Genomic DNA, 17,994 nt, shown 5'->3' with positions numbered 1-17,994 from the left:
TGCCACCACTGGAAACGAAACGCACCGTTCCTATTTGCTTGGCGTCATCACACATCTGCTGGAGCCGCCACCATGCGCTACAATCAACTCGGAAATACGGGGATGTTCGTCTCCGAACTGTGCCTCGGCACCATGACCTTCGGCGCCGCCGGCGAGAATGCCCAATGGGGCCTGATCGCCAGCCTCGACCAGAAGGGCGTCAACGACATCGTTGCCCGTTCCATCGCCGCCGGCGTCAATTTCTTCGACACGGCCGACGTCTATTCATTCGGCCAGTCCGAACGCCTGCTTGGCCAGTCGCTCAAGGATCTTGGCGTCAAGCGCTCGGACGTCGTCATTGCCACCAAGGTGCATGGCGCCATGGGCCAGGGCCCGAACGAGCGCGGCTCTTCGCGCGGCCACATCATGGATTCGGTCGAGGGGAGCCTGGAGCGGCTGCAGCTAGACCATATCGATCTCTACCAGCTGCACGGCACCGACACCGTGACGCCAATCGACGAGACGCTGCGGGCGCTCGACGATCTCGTTGCCAGCGGTAAGGTCCGCTATGTCGGCGTCTCCAACTGGGCGGCTTGGCGCATCTCTAAGGCCCTCGGCATAGCCGAGCGCAAGGGGTTTTCCCGCTTCGAGACCATCCAGTCCTACTACTCGATCGCCGGCCGCGACCTCGAGCGCGAGATCGTGCCGCTCATCAACGAGGAAAAGCTCGGCCTGATGGTCTGGTCGCCAATGGCCGGCGGCCTGCTGTCGGGTAAATACGGCCCCGGCGCGCCCGGCAATGGCGAAGGCCGCCGCGCCGCCTTCAACTTCCCGCCGGTCGATGAGGACCGCGCCTGGGCGGCTGTCGCCGTGATGCGCGAGATCGCCCAGAAGCACGGCGTCAGCGTCGCCACGGTGGCGCTCGGCTATGTCCTGGCCAAACCTTTCGTCATGAGCGTCATCATCGGCGCCAGCCGCATGGAGCAGCTCGAGCAGAACCTTGCCGCGGCCGAGGTGAAGCTCGACGCCGACGATCTCGCCAAACTTGATGAGGTCAGCGCGCTGCCGGCCGAATATCCCGGCTGGATGCTGGAGCGTCAGGGCGCCGGTCGCCGCCCGGCGCCGTTCACCCCGAAGAAATAGTCATCGCTGTCGCCTGATGCTTGGGGGGTCATCTGGCTCCCCAACGTCTTTTCAGCTCATCCGCACGCTCTCGACCAGAAAGTCGAGAAACGCCCGCACCCGTGCGGGCAAATGCCGGCCCTGGCCGACATAGACGGCGTGGGTAGGCTCCTCGTCGCCCGGATTGAAATCCTCCAGCAGCGCCGTCAGCCGCCCCGCCGCGATGTCATCGGCCACATGCCAGTGTGCCAGCCGGGCGATGCCGGCGCCGCCGACCGCCATCAACCGCATCGACTCGCCATCGCCGACCAGCGTGTTTCCGGTGATCGGCACCATGACGGCGTTCCCGGTTGCATCGACAAACGACCAGCCATCGACATGCCGGACAAAGCCGAAAGCCATGCGATTGTGCCGGTCGAGATCTGCTGGAACCAGCGGCGTGCCATGCGTCTTGAGATAGGACGGTGCGGCAACGACTGTCATCCGGCTTTGCCCGAGCTTGCGCGCCACCAGCCGCGACTCGCCGAGCGGCCCGGCGCGGATGGCGACGTCGGCACGCTCAGCCATCAAATCGATGACGCTGTCGGTCAGCACCAGATCGACCGAAATCTCGGGATAGCGTTCGAGGAAATCAGGCAGCAGCGGGATCAGCCGATGCACCCCGAAGGGCACATAGGAGTTGACGCGCAGCCGTCCGCGCGGCGCGGCACCCACGGCCGCCTCGCGCTCGGCCGCCGCCATATCGGCCAGGATGCGCACCCCGCTGTCATAGAACGCCGTCCCTTCCGGCGTCAGCTGCAGCTTGCGCGTCGAGCGCGTGACCAGCCGCGCGCCGAGCCTTGCCTCCAGTCGCGCGATCAGCTTGCTGACCGCCGACGGTGTCATACGCAGCGAACGAGCCGCAGCCGAGAAGCTGCTCGCCTCGACGACGCGGACGAACACTTCGATCTCGCCGGAACGGTTGATATCGGGTCTGACCATCTGTGAATCTATTTCACAGGAAATGTGCCCAAGGAAAGTCTGGTTCACAAGGCATGGCAACACGATCTCTGCGGTCGGGGCGCGGGTCTGGTCGCGTTCATCGACTTCGAACTGGAAACCGCCATGCCTCTTGCTCTCTACGCCCTCGCTGCCGGCGCTTTCGGCATCGGTGTCACCGAATTCGTCATCATGGGTCTGCTGATCGATGTCAGCAAAGATCTCGGAGTCTCGATCTCGGCCGCCGGCCAGTTGATTTCGGGCTACGCGTTGGGCGTCGTCATCGGCGCGCCGCTTTTGACCATCGCCACCGGCAACTGGCCCCGCAAGACCGTCCTTCTGGCCCTTATGGCGATCTTCACGCTCGGCAACCTCGCCTGTGCGATCGCCCCCGACTACTGGACGCTGATGGGCGCCCGCATCATCACCGCCTTTGCCCATGGCACTTTCTTTGGCGTCGGTTCGGTGGTCGCCACCGGCCTGGTCGCGCCCAACAAGAAAGCCTCGGCGATCGCGCTGATGTTCACCGGCCTGACTATCGCCAACATCCTCGGCGTGCCCTTCGGCACTTGGCTCGGCCAGACCTTCGGCTGGCGCGCCACCTTCTGGGCCGTAACCCTGGTCGGCTTGGCAGCCTTTGCCGTCATCCTGCTTCTGGTGCCGCGCAGCAAGGAAGCGCCCGAGAAGACCAATCTGCGCGCCGACCTCGCAGTGCTGCGCCGCACGCCGGTGTTGCTCGGCCTCGCCACCACCGTGCTCGGCTATGCCGGCGTCTTCGCCGTCTTCACCTACATCGCCCCGCTGCTCACCGAGATCACCGGTTTTGGGGAAGCCGCCGTGTCGCCGATCCTGCTCGTCTTCGGTGGCGGTCTTATCGCCGGCAACCTGCTTGGCGGCAAGGTCGCGGACCGCTGGTTGGTGCCGGCGGTGCTCGGCAGCCTCGTGGTGCTGGCGTTGGTGCTGGCCACAATGACCTTCGCCGTCCACAGCCAAATCCTGGCCGTCATCTATGTCGGCCTGCTTGGAGCCGCCGCCTTCGCCACCGTGGCGCCGCTGCAGATGTGGGTGCTGGAAAAGGCGCAAGGCGCGGGCCAGAGCCTCGCCTCCTCCTTCAACATCGCCGCCTTCAACCTCGGCAATGCCGCCGGCGCTTGGCTTGGCGGCGCGGTGATTGCCCGTGGCCTCGGCCTCGGCTCACTAACCTGGATCGCCGCTTTGCTGCCGGTCGTGGCTCTTGGCGTCGCTGCCCTGGCGCTGCGCCTCGATCGCGCCCCCACAATAGGGGCGCCGGTCTGCGCCCAGTCATGAGCATCACGCGCAATCCTTCTTCGACATCATCAAGGAGCATAAAATGGATTATCGACGTCTCGGCGCATCGGGCCTGAAAGTGCCCGCACTCTCTTTCGGCGCCGGCACTTTCGGCGGCTCCGGGCCGCTGTTCGGGGCGTGGGGCAACAGCGACGCCAAGGAAGCGCGGCGGCTGATCGACATCTGCCTCGAGGCCGGCGTCAATCTGTTCGACACCGCCGATGTCTATTCGAACGGCGCCTCCGAGGAAGTGCTTGGCGAAGCCATCAAAGGCCGCCGCGACGCGATGCTGATCTCGACCAAGACTTCGCTGCCGATGGGCGACAGACCGGCCGACTACGGCTCGTCGCGCTCGCGGCTGATCAAAGCCGTCGACGCCGCCCTGAAGCGCATGGGCACCGATTACATCGACCTGTTGCAGCTGCACGCCTTCGATGCCGGCACGCCGGTCGAGGAGGTGCTGTCGACGCTGGACGACCTCGTGCGCGCCGGCAAGCTGCGCTATGTCGGCGTGTCGAACTTCTCCGGCTGGCAGGTGATGAAATCGCTGGCTGAAGCCGACAAGCATGGCCATGCGCGCTACGTCGCGCACCAAGTCTATTATTCGCTGGTCGGCCGCGACTATGAATGGGAGCTGATGCCGCTCGGTATCGACCAGGGCATCGGCGCGCTGGTGTGGAGCCCGCTCGGCTGGGGCCGCCTGACCGGCAAGATCCGCCGCGGCCAGCCCCTGCCGGAAAAGAGCCGGCTGCACGACACCGCCGATTTCGGCCCGCCGGTCGCGGACGAACATCTCTACCGGGTCATGGATGCGCTTGATGCGATGGCTGAAGAGACCGGCAAGACCGTGCCGCAGATCGCCATCAACTGGCTGTTGCGGCGCCCGACCGTGTCCTCGGTCATCATCGGCGCCCGCAACGAGGAACAGCTGCGCCAGAACCTCGGCGCCGTCGGCTGGGCGTTGACGCCGGAGCAGGTCAAAAAGCTCGACAAGGCAAGCGAAGTGACCGCGCCCTACCCGTACTTCCCCTATCACCGCCAGGAAGGTTTCGCCCGGCTGAACCCGCCTGCGGTGTGATCGCCGACGCTGCCAAATCTCCCCCCTCGAGGGGGAGATGTCGCCGAAGGCGACAGAGGGGGTCGCCGCGCGTGGAGCGCTAGCCCCCATCTGCCGCAGGAGGGTCGCGTCCGGTCGAACCGACCCCCTCTGGCCGCTTTGCGGCCATCTCCCCCTCAAGGGGGGAGATCAAGCGCGCCGCTCAGTGCAGCACGAACTCCCCATCCACCTTCCGCCATTCGTTCGGCGCGATCAGCTTCTGGTGCGTGTAGCTGATCGAATGCAGCGGCCCGTCGAGCCTGGCCTTCCAAAACTCGATGAACTTGATCAGCACCGGAAACTTCGGCGCCAGATCGTAATCCTGCCAGATGAAGCTCTGCAGCAGATGCGGGTGGTCGGGAAAATGGTATAGAATCTTGGCCGTGGTCAGGCCATACCCCTTGAGCATCAGGTCCATTTCGGAATGATCGCGCATGACAGCCCCTTGGCCTAGTTGATTCTCCATTCCTCCCAACACCGAATTGTGCGCGCCGTTCCTTAACTGTCTATGATTTTCCTGATCCCAGTCGGGTTTTATGCACGAAAACATGCAGTTAGCAGCGACCGCTGCCGAGTGCTGATACAACCGAGACGGGAGCTGCGGCATCCCGCCACGCGAATCCAACGTCTAATGTTGTCGTCAGCGCGGAACTGTTAATAATGCCGCCGAATTCGCGGCTGCGTCGCCGTGATCCTGGCTGTGGTCAAGCCGGCGGGGTGGTTTGGGAGGAAAGTGAAGACATGTCCGAGGTGAAGATCCACCGCGTCCAGCCGGCGTGGAAGAAGAATGCGCTGATCGACAACGACACCTACCTCAAATGGTATAAAGACAGCGTGAAGAATCCGGACAAGTTCTGGGGCAAGCACGGCAAGCGCATCGACTGGTTCAAGCCGTTCAGCAAGGTCAAGAACACCTCCTTCGAGGGCAAGGTCTCGATCAAATGGTTCGAGGACGGCGAAACCAACGTCTCCTACAACTGCATCGACCGCCATTTGAAGAAGCGCGGCAACCAGACAGCCATCATCTGGGAAGGCGACAATCCCTACGACGACAAGAAGATCACCTATAACGAGCTCTACGAGCATGTCTGCCGGCTCGCCAATGTGATGAAGAAGCACGGCGTCAGGAAGGGCGACCGCGTCACCATCTACATGCCGATGATCCCGGAAGCCGCCTACGCGATGCTGGCTTGCACCCGCATCGGCGCCATTCACTCGATCGTCTTCGGCGGCTTTTCACCGGACGCCTTGGCCGGCCGCATCGATGACTGCAAGTCGACCTTCGTCATCACGGCCGACGAGGGCTTGCGCGGCGGCAAGCCGATCCCGCTGAAGGAAAACACCGACAGAGCGATCGAAATCGCCGCCAAGGCCGGCACCAAGGTCGAAAAAGTGGTCGTCGTTCGCCGCAGCGGCGGCAAGACCGGCTGGGTCCAGGGACGCGACATCTGGTACCATGACGAGATCGCCACGGTGAAAGGCGACTGCAAGCCGGAGAAGATGAAGGCCGAGGATCCGCTGTTCATCCTCTATACCTCAGGCTCGACCGGCAAGCCGAAGGGCGTGCTGCACACCACCGCCGGCTATCTCGTCTATGTCTCGATGACCCACCAATATGTCTTCGACTACCATGATGGCGATATCTACTGGTGCACCGCCGATGTCGGTTGGGTCACCGGCCACAGCTATATCGTCTATGGCCCGCTCGCCAACGGCGCCACCACGCTGATGTTCGAGGGCGTGCCGAACTACCCCTCGCAGTCGCGCTTCTGGGAAGTCATCGACAAGCACAAGGTCAACATCTTCTACACTGCGCCGACGGCACTGCGCGCGCTGATGGGCGCCGGCGACGAACCGGTGAAGAAGACCTCGCGCAAGTCGCTGCGCGTGCTGGGCTCGGTCGGCGAACCGATCAATCCGGAAGCATGGGAGTGGTATTTCAACGTCGTCGGCAACGGCAAGGTGCCGATCGTCGACACCTGGTGGCAGACCGAGACCGGCGGCATCCTGATCACGCCGCTGCCCGGCGCCACCGACCTCAAGGCCGGTTCGGCGACGCGGCCCTTCTTCGGCATCAAACCGCAACTGGTCGACGGCGAAGGCAAGGTGCTGGAAGGGGCGGCCGACGGCAATCTCTGCATCGCCGATTCCTGGCCCGGCCAGATGCGCACGGTCTATGGCGATCACGACCGCTTCGTGCAGACCTATTTCTCCACCTACAAGGGCAAATACTTCACCGGAGACGGCTGTCGCCGCGACGCCGACGGCTATTACTGGATCACCGGCCGCGTCGACGACGTCATCAACGTTTCCGGCCACCGCATGGGAACGGCCGAGGTCGAATCGGCGCTCGTCAGCCACGAGAAAGTGTCGGAAGCAGCTGTCGTCGGCTATCCCCACGACATCAAGGGCCAGGGCATCTACAGCTACGTTACCTTGATGAAAGGCGTGGAGCCGAGCGAGGAACTGCGCAAGGAGCTCGTGGCCCATGTCCGCAAGGAGATCGGCGCCATCGCCTCGCCCGACAAGATGCAGTTCGCGCCCGGACTGCCGAAAACCCGCTCCGGCAAGATCATGCGCCGTATCCTGCGCAAGATCGCCGAGGACGATTTTTCCGCACTCGGCGATACCTCGACACTGGCCGATCCGGCCGTGGTCGATGATCTGATCGCCAACCGCCAGAACAAGAAGGGCTGAGGGGATTTGATGGCTGCACTGGGCGCAGTCACGGAGCTCTGGCGTTACCCTGCAAGTTCGCTTGCCGGCGAACGCCGGGACGCCATTTCGGTCGGCCTTGAAACCATCGACGGCGACCGGCTGTTCGGCCTTGTCGATGTCTCGGACAATGAGATCGCGCGGCCCGACCGCGACGCCAAGTGGCACAAGGTGCCGCGCATCCGCACCCGGCTGAGCAAGGACCGCAAGCTGGAGATCGCCGTTCCCGACGGCGACTGGCTGGTAGCGCCGGGCGCTGAATGCGACAGCGCCGTCTCGACCTATCTCGGCTTCGCCGCCTCGATCCGGCCGTTCAGCCAGGACGACGCTTCCGGCTACACCGGGCCGCTGACCGCGGCGCGCTACCGCAAAGCGCCGATCCATCTCTTGACCACCGCATCGCTGGCCCGGCTCAAGGCGCTGCACCCCGAAGGCATTCCCGATCCGCGCCGCTTCCGCCCCAACATCGTCGTCGACATGGCGGCGGTCGAAGGCTCGTTTCCCGAGACCGAATGGATTGGCCGCAAGCTTGCCATCGGCGACCTGCTGGTGACCGTCTCGGAGCCGTGCCGCCGCTGCGGCTTCACCATCATCAGCCAGGACGGCTTCGACCACGATCCCGGCATCCTGCGCAATCTGGTCCGCCACAACGCCCATAATCTCGGCGTCTATTGCACTGTGGACAGGCCTGCCCGCGTCGAGATCGGCGCGCCGATGCGGTTCGTGTAGGCCTCTACCGCGAGGCAGCGAATCGCAGACCTTGGAAAGCGTGGGGTTCGGCCCCGAATCCTATCTCTACCGATACAGATCCGCCCGTGTCGGCGGCAGCCCGCTCGGGCCGCGTGCGCGTTTGGTGACGACGGTCTGAAAAATCTGCGCCGAGGCGCGCTCGAAGGTGATCGAGCAGCCGGTGAGATAAAGCAGCCACAGCCGTGCCTTGGCCTCGCCGACTTCGGCGACCGCCTCGTCGAAGCGAGCCTGCAGCCGCTGGGCCCACAGCCGGCAGGTGCGCGCATAGTGCTCGCGCAGATTCTCGACGTCGTAGACCAGGAAGCCATGCGCCTCCAGATTGCCCAGCGTCATGCCGATCGTGTCGAGTTCCCCGCCGGGGAAAATGTATTTGAGCAGCGCCTTGAACTCCGGCCCCTTGCGCAAGGTTTTCTTCAAGTCGCCCTTGCTTCGCCTGGTGATGGCGTGGTGCAGATAGATGCCGCCGGGCTTCAGCAAGCGATGGATGGTCTTGAAATAGCTGGCGTGGTTGGCGAGGCCGAGATGCTCGAACATGCCGATCGACGATATCTTGTCGAAGGAGCCTTTGAGTTCCGCATAGGATTTGATCTCGATGGTGATGCGGTCCTGCAGCCCTTCGGCGCGGATGCGCTCGCGGGCGAGATCGGTCTGCGCCTGCGACAGCGACACGCCATGGCCGACGACGCCATAATTTTTGGCCGCGTGGATCAGCATGGCGCCCCAGCCGCAGCCGATGTCGAGCAGCTTTTCGCCCGGCTTCAGCCGCAGCTTGCGGCAGATATGGTCGAGCTTGTCGGCCTGCGCCTGGTCGATGCCATTGGCGAAATCCGTGAAATAGCCGCAGCTGTAGACCATGCGCTCGTCGAGGAAGAGCCGGTAGAAGGCATTCGAAATGTCGTAGTGATGCTGGATCGCCTCCTGGCTCGACCCGCTGACATAGGGGTTGCGACCCGACAGATCGGTGCGTGCACTCATCTGCTTGCGTGACAGGAGCACCGCCGGCAGGTCGCGCAGGATCGCCAGCTTCGGCAGCGACTTGAGCTTGGTCCTGAGCTTGCCTTGCGACGGCAGTGCATAAAAATCGAAAATCGTCCCGTCTTCGATGTCTATCGTCTTGGAAATCCACATCTCGATCAGCGTCGACAGTGATGGCCGCTTCACCACCTGCCAGACGATGTCCTGGTCGTTGATGGTGAGCACGGGCCCGGTGGCGGGACCGATCCGCTCGCCGGTCCACAGCTTGACCGCAAAACCCGGCTTCAGCGTTTCGATCACCGTTCGCACGATGCGCGCGGCCTTCTCGGCTGCCTCCATGGCAATCCTCCCGAGTCCTGACAATCCACCTTGCATGGATTTTGCCCGCCCTCGCGGCTCTTCGCAACCCGGCGCAAAAGGCGGCTCGCCAGCTATCTCAAATCGGCATCTTGTTTTTTGCTGCAACGCACCCCATCATCTGTACGTGTTCAACAAATCGAAAGGAGGTGATCCGATGTCGAGTGATTTCGTTTTCCAGAACGTGGCCTCAGCGGATTGCACTTTCGGGAAGCAGTCTTCCCGTTAAGGCGCGATAAGCGCGGCGGGTGACCTCGGTCGCCGCCATTGGCCGCGCCACGGACGGAAACACGGAAGGCCGCCGGCTTCGTCAAGAAGCGGCGGCCTTTTCCATTTCCGGATTGTGTGTCGAAGCGGATCAGAATCCGGTCACGCCAGCATCCGCGCGCTCACCGTCTTGTCGACGCCGTGATAGGGCGGGTTGAACAGATTGCCTTCCTGCTCGTAGGTCCAGACCTTGAACAGCGAGAGCTGATGCGGCCCGAAGCTGTGCAGCAGTGGCACGTCCGTGGCATCACGACCGCGCGCGATGACGACGCGGCCTATCCTCGGACGATTATGACGCGGGTCGAACGTGTACCATTTGCCGTCGAGGAACACTTCCATCCAGGCCGAAAAATCCATCGGCGCCGGGTCGGCCGGTACGCCGATGTCGCCGAGATAACCGTTCACATAGCGGGCCGGGATGTTCATGCAGCGGCAGAGCGTGATCGCCAGATGGGCGAAGTCGCGGCATACACCAACCTGCTCCTCATGCGCTTGGGCTGCGGTGCGCGTCGACCGCGCATAGCCATAGCCGAAGGACAGCCGGTTGTGGACATAGTCGACGATCGCCTGCACCCGCGCCCAGCCGGAGGGAACATGGCCGAAAAGCTGCCAGGCCAGACTGCTCAGATGATCGGTCTCGCAATAGCGGCTGCCGAGGAGGTAGCCGAGCACATCGTCCGGCAGTTCCGCCACCGGCACTTCCCTGGCCAGCGTGTTGACCGCGTCAGGCTCCCCGCTGTCCTCGACGGCTGCGTCATAGAGAATGCGGAAACTGCCGGCGGGTGCGGTGAAGCGGCGGCAGGTATTGCCGAACAGATCGTGATAGACCTTGCTCGGCACTGAAGGCGACGTCAGCACGCGCGTCTGCCGTTTGATGTCGGCCTGACGATCCCTGTGGATATCAAGCAGCGAGATGACCGGCGTGGCGCCGACGCATTCAATGGCGATTTCGTAGCCGAGCCGGATCAGCACAATGATTGCCCCTTCGATCCCGTGGAAAACAGTATGCTCAAAACGCCAGAGGCGGGACCATGGTTCCCTGGAACTATCGAAAAGGCTCTCCCGCGGCTTCCCAGGCAGGCGTGGCGACGTTACGGTCGCACGACATGTTTCGACCCTCCCGAAACGATCCCTAACCCCGTGGAAAATCTGATGTTTGCAGGCAGAAAATTCGCCGCGTTCCTGTTCGATATGGATGGCACGGTGCTCAATTCGATCGCCTCGGCCGAGCGCGTCTGGGCGGCGTGGGCGCTTAAGCACGGTCTCGACGTCGAAGCCTTCCTGCCGACGATCCATGGCGTGCGGGCGGTCGAGACCATCACCAGGCTGGCGCTTCCCGGCCTCGACCCTGTTCATGAGGCGTTTGTGCTGTTGCAGGCCGAGTCGGACGATGTCGAAGGCGTGCTGCCGATCGCCGGCGCCGTGCCGTTCCTCAACGCTTTGCCGCCAGAGCGCTGGGCGATCGTCACCTCGGCGCCGCGCCCGTTGGCGCTGCTGCGCATGCGGGCCGCCGGCATCCCGGTTCCCGCCTTGGTGGTCGCGGCCGAGGATGTGTCGCACGGCAAGCCGGCGCCCGACTGTTTCCTGCTGGCGGCAAAACGGCTCGGCGTCGATATCGGCGACTGTCTGGTCTTCGAGGACGCACCGGCCGGTATCGCGGCGGCGGAAGCAGCGGGCGCGTCGGTGATGGTGATCAGCGCCACTCACCAGCATCCAATGACGACTCAGCACAACTCGATTGGCGGCTACGAAACCGTCTCCATCGCCATCGATGACAGCGGCTGGATGACGCTGGGGGCACAGCGCAGCGCGGCCTGAGGAACTGGAGGACTGGAGGACTGCTATGCGCCTTTTTCTTCAACTCTTCAGTTCACCAGTTCCCCAGTTCTTCCGTTCCTGAACCCCTAGAAATCGCTAGCCAGTCCCTTCACTTCCCAGTCGCCGTAGCGGCCGGGTTCCTTGCCGCCGCGGCCGCCGATTTCCTTCGGCAACGCAGCTTCCTTCTGGCGATACGCTTCACGGCGCGCCTCGGCTTCAGCCAGCGCCCGGCTGGCCGCCGGCGTCAGGTCCTTCTCCCGGTCGGCATCAGCTTTGCTGGGTTGGTCGGTCATGCGATAGTCCGGGCGGATTGAAACGAAGGGCGGCGTTTCCCATCATATAGCCATGAGTTCACCCCGATCGACCTTTTTTTGCCACGGCCGCACAGGGAGCAGATGATGAGCACGCTACGCACCACCATGCTCCTGGCCGCGATGACGGCGCTGTTCATGGGCGTCGGTTTTCTGATCGGCGGCACCGGCGGCATGATGATCGCCTTCCTGGTCGCCGCGGGCACCAATCTGTTCAGCTACTGGAATGCCGACAAGATGGTGCTGTCGATGAACCGCGCCGTCGAGGTCGATGCCAGGAACGCACCCGAATTCCACGCCATCGTCGAGGCGCTGGCCAAGCAGGCCGGCCTGCCGATGCCCAAGACCTATCTGATCGACAATCCGCAGCCGAACGCCTTCGCCACCGGCCGCAATCCAGAGAACGCCGCGGTCGCGGCCTCGACCGGGCTGCTGGAGCGCCTTTCGCATGAGGAGGTGGCGGCAGTCATGGCGCATGAGCTGGCCCACATCCAGCATCGCGACACGCTGACCATGACCATTGTCGCGACACTCGCCGGCGCCATCTCGATGCTCGGCAATTTCGCCTTCTTCTTCGGCGGCAGCCGCGACAACAACAACCCGTTCGGCTTTGTCGGCGTGCTGGTGGCGATGCTTGTCGCGCCCTTCGCCGCCATGATCGTGCAGATGGCGGTCAGCCGCACCCGCGAATACGAGGCCGACCGGCGCGGCGCCGAAATCGTTGGAAATCCGCTTTGGCTGGCATCGGCGCTTGACAAGATCGCCCGCGGCGCCGAACGCATCCGCAACCCGGATGCCGAACGCAATCCCGCGACCGCGCATCTCTTCATCATCAATCCTCTTCACGGCGAGCGCATGGACAGCCTGTTTTCGACCCACCCGAACACCGACAACCGCATCGCCGCGCTGCAGGCGATGGCGCGCGACATGGCAGGCCGCCAGCCGGCGCCGCGCCAGGCGCCGACGCCAGAGCCGATCGAAGAATTGCCGGCCGATGCCGAGCAAGGTCCGTGGGGCAAGGCAGCACGGCCCACGCCGCCGACCAAACCGGCCAAGCCGAAAGCCAATCCGTGGGGCCGCAACCCGACCGGACCCAAAGGTCCGTGGTCGTGAGCGGCGCCAAACCCCGGCTCGCACATTCAGGCGTTCGCGAAAACAGCTCGGACGAATTCGTCGCCGGCCTCGCCGCGCGCAAGGCAGCGGCGCGGCTCCTGTCCGCCGTTATCGACGCCAAGACGCCGCTCGACGGGCTGACCGACCACGAGAACGGCCATCCGCAATACAAAGTGCTCGACCTGCGCGACCGCGGCCTGGTGCGCGCCATACTGGTGACCGCGCTGCGCTACCGCATGACCATTGCCGGGCTCCTCGCCCGCCGCCTTGAAAAGCCGCTGCCGCCCAACGCCACAGCTTTGTTGCACATCCTGCATGTTGCGGCGGCGCAGATCCTGTTCCTCGACATCCCCGACAGCGCCGCCGTCGATTTGGCTGTGACCCACGCCAAGTCGGACCCACGCACGCAGCGCTTTTCCGGCCTCGTCAACGGCGTGCTGCGCACTTTGGCGCGCGCCAAGGAGACCGAACTGCCTGCCGCTCTTGCCGCCACCGATGAGGCGCCAAAATGGTTCTCCGACCGGCTGAAGGCTGCCTATGGCGCCGAGATGACCAGACAGATCCTGGCGGCGCATCGCGTTGAGGCGCCGGTGGATTTCACGGTCAAGGCCGATCCCGAATTGTGGGCCGAAAAGCTCGGCGGCATCGTGCTGCCGACCGGCACGGTGCGAGTGGAAAAGCTCAGCGCCTCCGTCACCGAACTGCCGGGCTTCAGCGAAGGCGCATGGTGGGTCCAGGACGCCGCCGCCAGTTTTCCGGCGCGGCTGTTCGGCGATGTCAAAGGATTACGCGTCGCCGACCTCTGCGCCGCCCCCGGCGGCAAGACCGCTCAGCTTATCCTTGCCGGCGCCAAAGTCACCGCCTTGGACACCTCGAAGAACCGGCTGGCGCGGCTGACGCAGAACCTCGAACGGCTTGGGCTGTCCGCCGAGATCGTGCAGGCCGATCTGCTGAAATACCAGCCGGCGGAGCTTTTCGACGCCGTCCTGCTCGACGCGCCCTGCTCTTCCACCGGCACGGTTCGGCGCCACCCGGACGTGCCATGGACCAAGACGGCAGCCGACGTCGAAAAGCTAGCCGATCTGCAAGCAAAGCTGCTCGCCCGCGCCGTCACTTTGGTCAAACCGGGCGGCCGGATTGTTTTTTCCAACTGTTCGCTGGACCCGATCGAAGGCGAGGATCTGTATCGCGCCTTTCTGGCCGGCAGCAAGACCGTCGCCGACGATCCGCTGCAGCCCGGCGAAATCGCCGGCATCGACGCCTTCCTGACCCCGCAAGGCACGCTGCGCACCACACCCGCCGATCTTGACCTTGGTTCGCCAGGGGTTTCCGGCCTGGACGGCTTCTTCGCCGCCCGCATGCGACGACTGGCCTGACTCCGACGCGACGACATGCCTAAAGCATGTCGTCCAAGGACCAGTGCTTCCCCCACCTTGCATCGATCTCATCATCGATATTCTGGTAGCGGATATCGGTGGAGAGCCGGATACGCCCCTCCGCGCTCTGGTTGGTTGTCGAGGCGTGGATCATGTAGGGCGAGTGGAGGACGACATCGCCGGCCTCGAAATCCGCGATCAGCCAGCGTGTATCGAACCGCTCCGCCATGTCGGGCAGGTCCTTCGACACCCAGCCGCCCTCGCTCATGTTCCTGTTGTAGGCGCTGATGCGCTCCTGCGGGCTCAGCCCGGCATTGTCCCTGGCGAACCGGGCCTCCATGTCGAGGCCGATGGCGTGCGATCCCTCGAGATAGACCAGGCCGCCCATGTCGACGGGAACGTCGCCGATCGGGATCCAGGCAGTGACGATGCGGCTAGTGCCGCCGCGCAGATAGACGAGGTCGTAATGCGCCGGCGTCGCCACAGTGGTGCCCGGTTGGGTGAAACGCATGATCTTGCGCTTGTGCAAATAGGACAGCCCGCCGACGAACGCATCCATTAGCCGAGCCATCAGGGGCTGTGCGCAGAACCCTTCATAGGCGGTGGAGCGAACCAGCGCCATCAACCGGCGATCGGCGAGCTGACGGTCGAACGTGCCGGCCGCCAGGCCAAGCGCGGGATCGGACCCGGGCTGCAGCAAGCCGGTGTCGGCCAGATACGAAAACACCCAGCCGCGAAAATCCATGACGTCGCGGCGCGGCAGCATACCTTTCAGCCAGACATAGCCTTGCTCGGCAAGGAGGCCTCGAATGGCATCGATGCCGATCCCGGCGTCGGTCGGCACGAGATGACCCAACCGGTTCGGCGCCATCGATAATGTCTTGCCGTTGGCGTTCAGATCGATTGACGCAACAGGACTCCGTCGTTGCATGCCACCTGTTGAGCTAGACATTTCAGCCACCTGCGATTTTCCATCCTTAGCTGGAAATGCCATACTGTTTGCACACTCGCCCATGGACGGAACGAAGCCATGGACTTTTCGCTCATGAACGATCTCTCTTACGCACTCTACAGATCCGCACCGGCCGCGGCCGGCGGCCTGTCGGTTACAGGGATTGGTCGGCATCGCGTCACGCAGGCGATCCAAGCGCGCAAATTGCCGGAATTCGCCGTGGTGCTGATTGAGAACGGTCAAGGCTGGCTTGAAACCAGGACTGCCGGCATGCAGACGATCCAAGCGCCGGCCCTGTTCTGGCTGCTTCCCGGGAGGATGCATTCCTACGGGCCGGACGCATCGGGCTGGCTCGAACGCTGGGCGCTCTTCGACGGCGCCTTGATACGCGATTTCACCCGGCTGCGGCTGATTGCCGAGGACGCCCCTGTCGTCCCCTTGCGCGACCTCGGCAAAATGCAGCGGCTGTTCGACAGGCTGCATGGTGAGCTGTCGCTCGATACGATGCTGAGCCAGGCAGAAGCCGCCGCCACGATGCATCGCATCGTCGTGCGTGCTGCCCGCCAGGCAATGGATTGGAACAGCCGTCAACGAAACCACAGCCTCCAGGATGCCGCCGACATGCAGCCCATCGTCGACGAATTGCGCCGCTGCGCGTGCGACCCGGTCGATCTCGATGCCTTCGCCGCGAAATTCTCGATGTCGCCGGCAACCTTGCGGCGCAGATTTGCGCGGGCAGCCGGCATGTCGCCCAAGGCCTTCCAACTGCGCACGAGGCTCGACCGCGCCAAACAGATGCTGGCCGCCTCCGATTCGCCCATCGAGTCCATTGCGGCCGCCGTCGGCATCCACGACGCCTTCTATTTCTCCCGTCTGTTTCGCGACCGGGAAAACTGTTCGCCCAGCGAATTTCGGTCTCGCCACAACCGCAAGTGAGTGCCGGATTGCCGGGCATAAACCCGCGAAGCGCTTGACTTTTTTCGGGGCGGGTCGGTGGCCGGCAGCGTGAGGCGCTTCACGTCGGCGGAATTCGACTTCGCACAAGTTCTTGAATCATATAAGCTTCGCTGGGGTACCGGAACATGATGCCGAAAAGTGTGACGCGGTTTTCGGGCGACAGCATGCTCTATCTCCAGGCGACGAGGAGGGGTTTTGGCACTGGCTGCCGGCAGCACGACACGTCTGTGGACGCTTGTCGCTAAGGAGTTTTGGCGCAAGACGCGCCGGCGCCTTCGCGCAGGGCCAGTCTATCGCTGGCGCTATTCCGGGCGCACGCCCGAACGCGTCCTGATTGCACCGCCCGACCTCAGGCTCGCCGATCCGCAGATCGCGCTCGAGATCTACTATGGCCGCTATCCGCTGTCGGGACACCTCGTCGAGACCGGCGGCAAATCGCCATTCCAGATCGATGTCGCCAATCGCGGCTGGGTGAAGACGCTGCACGGCTTTCGTTGGCTGCGCCATATGCGCGCCGCCGGCACCGAGCTGGCCGCCGCCAATGCACGCGCGCTTGTCTCCGACTGGGTCGCCATGCATGGCAACCAGATTTCCGGCATAGCCTGGGAGCCCGGCACCACCGCCAAGCGCGTCATTGCCTGGTTGCAACACTCGTCGGTTGTCCTACAAGGGGCCGAATTTCCGTTCTATCGCGCCTTCCTGAAATCGCTCGCCGTGCAGATCCGCTATCTCCGCTCGATGGCGCGCGAAATGCCGGACGGCAAGGACAGGCTGCGCGCTCGCATCGCGCTTGCCTTCGCCGCGCTGTCGCTGCCGGCGCCGGCCTCCGCACTGCGCGGCGCCACCCGCAACCTGGCGGAAGAACTCGACCGCCAGATCCTTCCCGATGGCGGCCATATTTCGCGCAACCCGATGGCGGTGCTCGAACTGCTCGCCGATCTCCTGCCGCTGCGTCAGACCTATGCCAATCAGGCCGAAACGCCACCGGCAGCCCTGATGGGCGCCATCGACCGCATGCTGCCGGCGCTCCGTTTCTTCCGCCATCAGGATGGCAGCCTGGCCCGCTTCAACGGCATGGGCGCGACCATCCACGACCGCATTGCCACCATCTTGCGCCACGACGACACCGCCGGCGCGCCGCTGCTGCACGCGCCGCATTCCGGCTATGAGCGGCTGTGTATGGGCGGCGTTACGGTGATTGCCGATACCGGCCCGTCGCCGGCCGTCGATGTGTCCAACGCCGCGCATGCCGGGTGCCTGGCCTTCGAACTCTCGTCCGGCCGCCAGCATTATATCGTCAATGCCGGCATCGACACCTATGGCGCCGCCGAGTTCCGGCCGCTGGCCCGTGCCACCGCGGCGCATTCGACCGCCACCATCAACGACACTTCGTCGGCGCGGTTTTCCCATTCGCTGCGCGTCAACGACCTGCTCGGCTCACCCTTGCTCGGCGGCCCGCAGCATGTGCCTTGCAAGCGCATCGACCAGAAGGGCACGCAAGGCTTCATCGCCCGCCATGACGGCTATATGCAGCGCTTTGGCTTCCTGCATGAGCGCGAGCTGAAACTGTCGAGCGAGGGCAATGTGCTCGCCGGCAGGGATCGCTTCCTCCGCCCGGGCGGTGCGGCGATCCGCAACAATGGCCGCGACTTCGTCGTGGTGCGCTTCCACATCCACCCTGATATCAACCTTTTGCAGGACGAGCATGACCGCCTGGTGCTGACCGCCGACCAGGCCGACACCTGGGTGTTCACCTGCACCGAAGTGGTGCCGGAGGTCGAGGAATCGATCTATTTCGCCGGCCTTGGCGGCCCGCGCCGCAGCCGCCAGATCGTGCTCGCCTTCAAGGCCTCGGAGATCGCCGAGGTGCATTGGCAGCTCACGCGCACCGGCATCGCCGGCTATCCCGAGAACAGCTGA

Annotated in this window: 16 protein-coding genes; 10 read left to right on the top strand and 6 right to left on the bottom strand. The window is 64.0% G+C overall.

Annotation, left to right across the window (positions count from 1 at the left end):
* Positions 1–72: 72 nt before the first annotated feature.
* Positions 73–1,122 carry an aldo/keto reductase gene (locus NLY33_RS07280; protein WP_023709697.1) on the top strand — a complete coding sequence of 350 codons (1,050 nt, stop codon included), beginning with the start codon at positions 73–75 and terminating at the stop codon, positions 1,120–1,122.
* Between the two features lie 51 nt (positions 1,123–1,173).
* Here the strand turns inward: NLY33_RS07280 and NLY33_RS07275 are convergent, their stop codons facing one another.
* The gene (locus NLY33_RS07275; RefSeq protein ID WP_023704953.1) at positions 1,174–2,082 is read right to left on the bottom strand and encodes a LysR family transcriptional regulator; all 909 of its coding nucleotides are present in this window, start codon (positions 2,080–2,082) and stop codon (positions 1,174–1,176) included.
* 123 nt (positions 2,083–2,205) lie between these two features.
* On the opposite strand from NLY33_RS07275, the gene NLY33_RS07270 reads away from it, so the two are divergent.
* Positions 2,206–3,387 (top strand): MFS transporter, encoded by a 1,182-nt coding sequence (locus tag NLY33_RS07270; protein ID WP_286439538.1) that lies wholly within the window; start codon positions 2,206–2,208, stop codon positions 3,385–3,387.
* A 43-nt stretch (positions 3,388–3,430) separates the two neighbouring features.
* Positions 3,431–4,465, top strand: coding sequence for an aldo/keto reductase (locus tag NLY33_RS07265; RefSeq protein ID WP_023704954.1), 1,035 nt, complete (start codon positions 3,431–3,433; stop codon positions 4,463–4,465).
* 181 nt (positions 4,466–4,646) lie between these two features.
* Here NLY33_RS07265 and NLY33_RS07260 read toward each other — a convergent pair whose 3' ends face one another.
* A complete protein-coding gene (locus NLY33_RS07260; protein WP_023668649.1) occupies positions 4,647–4,919 on the bottom strand; it encodes an usg protein in 273 nt (90 codons plus the stop codon).
* Between the two features lie 305 nt (positions 4,920–5,224).
* Here NLY33_RS07260 and acs point away from each other — a divergent pair, with 305 nt between their 5' ends.
* The gene (gene acs, locus NLY33_RS07255) at positions 5,225–7,180 is read left to right on the top strand and encodes an acetate--CoA ligase (RefSeq protein WP_023704955.1); all 1,956 of its coding nucleotides are present in this window, start codon (positions 5,225–5,227) and stop codon (positions 7,178–7,180) included.
* Positions 7,181–7,189: 9 nt separating this feature from the next.
* Positions 7,190–7,927 (top strand): MOSC domain-containing protein, encoded by a 738-nt coding sequence (locus NLY33_RS07250; RefSeq protein ID WP_023704956.1) that lies wholly within the window; start codon positions 7,190–7,192, stop codon positions 7,925–7,927.
* 66 nt (positions 7,928–7,993) lie between these two features.
* Here the strand turns inward: NLY33_RS07250 and NLY33_RS07245 are convergent, their stop codons facing one another.
* Both NLY33_RS07245 and NLY33_RS07240 read right to left on the bottom strand, forming a co-directional pair.
* The gene (locus NLY33_RS07245) at positions 7,994–9,262 is read right to left on the bottom strand and encodes a class I SAM-dependent methyltransferase (RefSeq protein ID WP_023704957.1); all 1,269 of its coding nucleotides are present in this window, start codon (positions 9,260–9,262) and stop codon (positions 7,994–7,996) included.
* A 387-nt stretch (positions 9,263–9,649) separates the two neighbouring features.
* Positions 9,650–10,519 carry a transglutaminase-like domain-containing protein gene (locus NLY33_RS07240; protein WP_023693194.1) on the bottom strand — a complete coding sequence of 290 codons (870 nt, stop codon included), beginning with the start codon at positions 10,517–10,519 and terminating at the stop codon, positions 9,650–9,652.
* A 180-nt stretch (positions 10,520–10,699) separates the two neighbouring features.
* Here NLY33_RS07240 and NLY33_RS07235 point away from each other — a divergent pair, with 180 nt between their 5' ends.
* Positions 10,700–11,365 (top strand): HAD-IA family hydrolase, encoded by a 666-nt coding sequence (locus tag NLY33_RS07235; protein WP_023704958.1) that lies wholly within the window; start codon positions 10,700–10,702, stop codon positions 11,363–11,365.
* Between the two features lie 86 nt (positions 11,366–11,451).
* Here NLY33_RS07235 and NLY33_RS07230 read toward each other — a convergent pair whose 3' ends face one another.
* Positions 11,452–11,658, bottom strand: a complete 207-nt coding sequence (locus NLY33_RS07230) for a DUF1674 domain-containing protein (protein ID WP_023688862.1) — start codon at positions 11,656–11,658, stop codon at positions 11,452–11,454.
* A 105-nt stretch (positions 11,659–11,763) separates the two neighbouring features.
* Here NLY33_RS07230 and htpX point away from each other — a divergent pair, with 105 nt between their 5' ends.
* Both htpX and NLY33_RS07220 read left to right on the top strand, forming a co-directional pair.
* Positions 11,764–12,789, top strand: a complete 1,026-nt coding sequence (gene htpX, locus NLY33_RS07225) for a zinc metalloprotease HtpX (RefSeq protein ID WP_023704959.1) — start codon at positions 11,764–11,766, stop codon at positions 12,787–12,789.
* Complete coding sequence (locus tag NLY33_RS07220; RefSeq protein ID WP_023704960.1) at positions 12,780–14,165, top strand: RsmB/NOP family class I SAM-dependent RNA methyltransferase; 1,386 nt, start codon at positions 12,780–12,782, stop codon at positions 14,163–14,165. The genes htpX and NLY33_RS07220 overlap by 10 nt, the downstream gene beginning before the upstream one ends.
* Before the next feature lie 19 nt (positions 14,166–14,184).
* Here NLY33_RS07220 and NLY33_RS07215 read toward each other — a convergent pair whose 3' ends face one another.
* Positions 14,185–15,036: a phytanoyl-CoA dioxygenase family protein gene (locus NLY33_RS07215; protein ID WP_488473743.1), complete on the bottom strand. Its 852-nt coding sequence runs from the start codon at positions 15,034–15,036 to the stop codon at positions 14,185–14,187.
* A 159-nt stretch (positions 15,037–15,195) separates the two neighbouring features.
* Here NLY33_RS07215 and NLY33_RS07210 point away from each other — a divergent pair, with 159 nt between their 5' ends.
* Both NLY33_RS07210 and NLY33_RS07205 read left to right on the top strand, forming a co-directional pair.
* On the top strand, positions 15,196–16,053 hold the full coding sequence (locus NLY33_RS07210) for a helix-turn-helix transcriptional regulator (RefSeq protein ID WP_488473620.1): 858 nt from the start codon (positions 15,196–15,198) through the stop codon (positions 16,051–16,053).
* Positions 16,054–16,269: 216 nt separating this feature from the next.
* Positions 16,270–17,994: a heparinase II/III family protein gene (locus NLY33_RS07205; protein WP_023704963.1), complete on the top strand. Its 1,725-nt coding sequence runs from the start codon at positions 16,270–16,272 to the stop codon at positions 17,992–17,994.

The sequence above is a fragment of the Mesorhizobium sp. C432A genome, from assembly GCF_030323145.1.
Classification (GTDB): domain Bacteria; phylum Pseudomonadota; class Alphaproteobacteria; order Rhizobiales; family Rhizobiaceae; genus Mesorhizobium.
This window is presented reverse-complemented; position numbering and strand designations above follow the sequence as displayed.